This is a genomic window from Phytoactinopolyspora endophytica (assembly GCF_004138495.1).
Lineage (GTDB): Bacteria > Actinomycetota > Actinomycetes > Jiangellales > Jiangellaceae > Phytoactinopolyspora > Phytoactinopolyspora endophytica.
In genome coordinates this window covers 43,889-48,413 of sequence record NZ_ML142868.1, presented here as the reverse complement: position 1 = coordinate 48,413, position 4,525 = coordinate 43,889, and the positions used below count along the sequence as shown (strand labels likewise).

5 protein-coding genes are annotated in these 4,525 nt (G+C 67.8%); 4 read left to right on the top strand and 1 reads right to left on the bottom strand.

The window, feature by feature from the left end:
- From ELR45_RS39425 to ELR45_RS28505, 4 genes are all read left to right on the top strand, one after another.
- Positions 1 to 1,345 (top strand): MMPL family transporter (locus ELR45_RS39425; RefSeq protein ID WP_205857445.1); only part of this gene is annotated, 1,345 nt, incomplete at its 5' end.
- Positions 1,342 to 1,590: a hypothetical protein gene (locus tag ELR45_RS28515; RefSeq protein ID WP_129669334.1), complete on the top strand. Its 249-nt coding sequence runs from the start codon at positions 1,342 to 1,344 to the stop codon at positions 1,588 to 1,590. The genes ELR45_RS39425 and ELR45_RS28515, both read left to right, overlap by 4 nt.
- 16 nt (positions 1,591 to 1,606) lie before the next feature.
- A complete protein-coding gene (locus ELR45_RS28510) occupies positions 1,607 to 2,917 on the top strand; it encodes a cytochrome ubiquinol oxidase subunit I (RefSeq protein WP_129669333.1) in 1,311 nt (436 codons plus the stop codon).
- A 3-nt stretch (positions 2,918 to 2,920) separates the two neighbouring features.
- Entirely contained in the window at positions 2,921 to 3,745 is an 825-nt protein-coding gene (locus tag ELR45_RS28505; RefSeq protein ID WP_205857444.1) for a cytochrome d ubiquinol oxidase subunit II, read from the top strand.
- Here the strand turns inward: ELR45_RS28505 and ELR45_RS28500 are convergent.
- The coding region (locus ELR45_RS28500) for a carbohydrate ABC transporter permease (RefSeq protein WP_165368185.1) at positions 3,735 to 4,525 on the bottom strand (791 nt) is incomplete at its 5' end. The genes ELR45_RS28505 and ELR45_RS28500 overlap by 11 nt on opposite strands.

Here is a 4,525-nt window from a genome sequence, read left to right as displayed (position 1 = left end):
CCGGTCGGTGATCTTCGCCGGCGTCACGGTCGTGATCGCGCTGATGGGCCTGTTCGCCCTGGGGCTGGGCTCGTTGCAGGGCGTGGCTCTTGCGGTGGCGCTGACGGTGCTGGTCACCATGGCCGCGTCGCTGACGCTGTTGCCGTCGCTACTGACCGTCTTCGGTAAGCGGATCGAGCGACGGGTCATCCGGCACGCGGAGCGCACCGGCAAGGACGAGGGGCACCGCTGGCGCCGGCTCGCCGACGGTGTGGCCCGCCGGCCCTGGGCGCCGCTGACCGCCGCGGTGGTGGTGCTTGCCGTCCTCACGATTCCGGTTCTCGGCATGCGGCTCGGGTTCGCCGACGCGGGCAACGACGCGGAGTCCACCACCAGTCGTCAGGCATACGATCTGCTTGCCGAGGGCTTCGGCCCGGGCGTGAACGGTCCGCTCTTCGTGCTGAGCGACGGCGTGGACGAGCAGAACGACGGCGCGATCCAGGAGACTCTGGCGTCGTCGCCGGGCGTCGCCGGTGCTACACCTGTCCAGCACATACCGGATACCGACCTGGCCACCGTGATGGTCTTCCCCGAGAGCGCGCCGCAGGACGAGGAGACGAGCGAGCTGGTCTCCGAGCTGCGCGGCGAGACCCTGCCAGCGTTGCAGGAGCAGACGGGTGGCAGTTATCTGGTCGGCGGTTCCACCGCCGCCGCGGACGACTTCGCGGAGGCCGTGAGCGACCGGATGCCGATCTTCCTCCTGGTCGTCGTAGGCCTCTCGTCGCTCCTGCTGATGGCGGTGTTCCGGTCCGTGCTGATCCCGCTCAAGGCGGCGATCCTGAACCTGCTCACGATCGGGGCCTCGTTGGGCGTGGTGACGATGGTCTTCGGCGAGGGCATGTTCGGCGTGTCCGCCGGCCCGGTGGAGGCGTTCGTCCCGGTGATGATCTTCGCGATCGTCTTCGGGCTCTCCATGGACTACGAGGTCTTCCTGGTCTCCCGCATGCACGAGGAGTGGCGCCGTTCCGGCGATGCACTGCGCGCCATGCGCGAGGGTCTGGCCGCCACGGGCGGGGTGATCACCGCTGCCGCGGCGATCATGATCGTCGTCTTCGGCGCCTTCGTGCTCAGCCCGGACCGGATGCTGCAGCAGTTCGGCCTCGGCCTCGCGGTCGCCGTCTTCCTCGACGCCATCGTCGTCCGCTGCCTGGTGGTCCCGGCTGTGATGCGGGTGCTCGGGGAGAAGGCGTGGTGGCTGCCGCGCTGGCTCGACCGGCTGGTGCCACAGATCCCGCTGGAACGAGATGACACGGTCACCGCATCCGCACCGGCGGCCCACGAGATGAGCGAGGAGCACACGAGGTGAGCTGGGAACGCGAGAATGCCGATGGGAGCTGGGAGTCGCAGCCTCGGCGGAGGGTCAGCACCGGCGCGAAGGTCCGGCTGTGGGTTCTCGTCGTCGTCGGCATCGTCGCCGGGGAAGCGCTGGGCTTGGCGATCGCGGAGCAGGACGATCGACCCGGCTGGTTGCGCCCGATCCTGATCGGGGGCAGCGTCGCGGCGGCGGTGCTGATCGAGTTCGGCGTCTTCCGGCGCCTCAACCGGCGCTAGCCGAGCAAGGCATGAGATGACATCGGAGACCTTGGAGCTGGCGCGCCTGCAGTTCGCACTGACTGCGGGCGCGCACTTCCTATTCGTTGCGTTGACACTCGGCCTGGCGACGATCGTCGCCTGCATCCAGCTGCGGGCGACGATCAGGCCGAGCCCCGTGCACAGCCGGATGGTCCGGTTCTGGGGGCAGCTGTACGTCATCAACTATGCGATGGGCATCCTGACCGGACTGGTCATGGAGCTGCAGTTCGGACTGAGCTGGAGCGGCCTGACCCATTTCGCGGGGAACGTGTTCGGCGGAGCGCTGGCGATGGAGACGCTGGTGGCGTTCTTCATCGAGTCGACCTTCCTCGGACTGTGGATCTTCGGGTGGGGCCGGATGAACCGATGGCTGCACTTGGCCGTGATCGGGGTGGTGACGCTCACCGCCTACGCCTCCGCGTACTGGATCCTGGTGGCCAACGGGTTCATGCAGAACCCGGTGGGGGCCGAGATCCACGGCGACAGCCTCGTCCTCACCGATGTGAGCGCCGTGCTCACCAACGAGAGCAGCATCGCCGCCTTCTGGCACATCCTGGGCGGTGCGTTGGTCACCGCCGGCGTCCTCGTCGCCGGAGTCAGCGCGTACCACCTGCGCCGGCGTACCCCGCACACGGAGCTGTTCGGCCGCTCGCTGCGCATCGGCGTCTACACGGCGCTCCCGGCGCTGTTCATCAGCGTGACCAGCGGCGGTATACAACTCAGCCGGCTGGAGGACATCCAGCCGATGAAGGCCGCGACGTTCAGCGATGACAGCGTGCGCGTCGGCGCGCTCGAGGTCGAGATGGCCGAGCAGCTCGGTGCCGGTGACTACTCGCCTCCCGGGCTGGCCCGGGTCGCCGCGCTGGTGATGCTCGTCGTGTTCGCGTTGTTGTTCATGCTGCTGATGCTGAACGGCCTACTGGCCGCGTCGCGATGGATGATCGTGCGGGCGCGCGCGTGGCATTGGCTCCTGATGGCGATGATCCCGCTGCCGTACATCGCGATGATCTCCGGCTGGGTGTTCCGGGAGGTCGGCCGGCAGCCGTGGGTGGTGTACGAGATGCTCACCGTCTCCGATGCCGTGTCGGACGTCTCCGACACGGCGATGCGGATGTCCTTGCTGACGTTCTCTGTGCTGTTCGGCGTGCTGATCATCGTCACGTTGTGGCTGATGGCCCGGCACGCTCGCAGCGACCCCGATTCGGTCGCGCTGGGCAGCACCGCTGAGCACTCGGTACCGGAGGACGGCGGCGACGCCGACCGGCCGGACCGCTCCGGCGCGGTCCTGACCTTCGTGGGGAGATGAGACATGATGGAGACCGCCGCCGTCATCATGCTCGCGTTCTACGCGATCGGGTACTTCGTGCTGGGCGGAGCCGACATCGGGGCTGGGATGCTGCTGCCCTTCCTGGCCCGGGGCGCCGGCGAACGACGGCTCGTCGTCGCCGCCATCGTCCCGTTCTTCCTGACCAACGAAGTCTGGCTGATCGCCACGGCCGGTGTGCTGATCGGCCTGTTTCCCACGCTCGACGGTGTGCTGCTCGGCGGCCTGTTTCCGCTGGTGCTGTCGCTGCTTGTGGGCTGGGTGGTCCGTGACGCGGGGGTCTGGTTCCGGGGACGCGTGGATGGGGCGGGCCGCGGCGGCCGGGCTTGGCGTACGACGTGCGACGCCGCGGTCACCGTGGGCAGCTGGGTCGTCGCCGGCAGCTGGGCATGGATCCTCTCCGGGTGGCTGAGCGGCGCGGCCGACGGTGTGATGACCGAGCCGGCGGTGGCGGCCGCGATCACCGCCGTCATGGTGCTGTTCGCCCTGCACGGGCTGGCGTTCTGCGGTCTGCGCCTCGACGGTGACCTCTGCCGCCGCTGCGCCCGGTGGTTCGGCGGGGTGGGGGAGAGACGCACCTTCGTGCTGACCTCGGCCGTGATGGCCGGGCTGGTCACGGTCGCCGGCATGGCTGCTCTGCCGCTGTCCGGCGCGGCCGCCGATCAGGGCACGTTGGAGATGCTCGTGCCGGGGATCGCCGTGGTGACACCCGTCCTGCTGGCCGGGCAGGTGTGGGCGTGGCGGCTGTTCGGGCATCGCATCCGGGACCCGCGACCCGGGTCTCGGGAGGAACGCACGCTCAGCCTTTGAGGCCGCCAGATGTCAGCCCTGCCACGATCCGTCGCTGGAAGATGAGAGCGACGATGATCATCGGGATCACCACGACGACGCATGCCGCCGTGATGGTGCCGATCGGCCGCTGGAACTCCACCTGCCCGGTGAACGCGGCGATGGCCACAGGAACGGTCTGTGCGACCTCAGGATTCCGCGGTGCGAAAGTGTTGGCCAGTAGAAACTCGTTCCATGCCGTCACGAAGATGATGATCGCCGCGGCGAACACTCCCGGCGCCGCGAGCGGGAAGACCACTTTGTAGAAAGCTTGGAACGGTGTCGCGCCGTCGACTCGGGCGGCGTCCTCCAGATCCTTGGGAATCGACGCGTAGAAGGTCGTCAGGATGAAGATTGTCAGTGGCAATGTGAACGCGGTGTAGGGCAGGTACAGGCCTTCCCACGTGTTCAACAGCCCGACGGCGCGCCACACCTCGTACAACGGTGGCACCAACGCGACCGGCGGGAACAGGGACACGGCCAGGACACCCGACAGCAGCAAGATCTTGCGTTTCAACGGAAGCCTGGCGAGCGCATAGCCGGCCAGGGAACCGATGACGATACAGATGATCGTCGTCATCCCGGCGACTCCGAGCGAGTTACGGAGGTTGAGGTGGAAGTCCTGGTCGAACACGCTCTCGTAGTTGCTCAGCCCGAACGGCCCTTGAAACAGGTCCGGACTGTTCAGCGCCCGGTCGCCTTGTTTGAGGCTGGTCATGATGAGCCAGATGAACGGAAAGAGACACCAGAACAGGACGACGA

What these genes read in the sequence shown, in the direction of transcription:
- ELR45_RS28510 (WP_129669333.1), top strand. Translation starts at nt 1,607, where the DNA reads ATGACATCGGAGACCTTGGAGCTGGCGCGCCTGCAGTTCGCACTGACT.
- ELR45_RS28505 (WP_205857444.1), top strand. Translation starts at nt 2,921, where the DNA reads ATGATGGAGACCGCCGCCGTCATCATGCTCGCGTTCTACGCGATCGGG.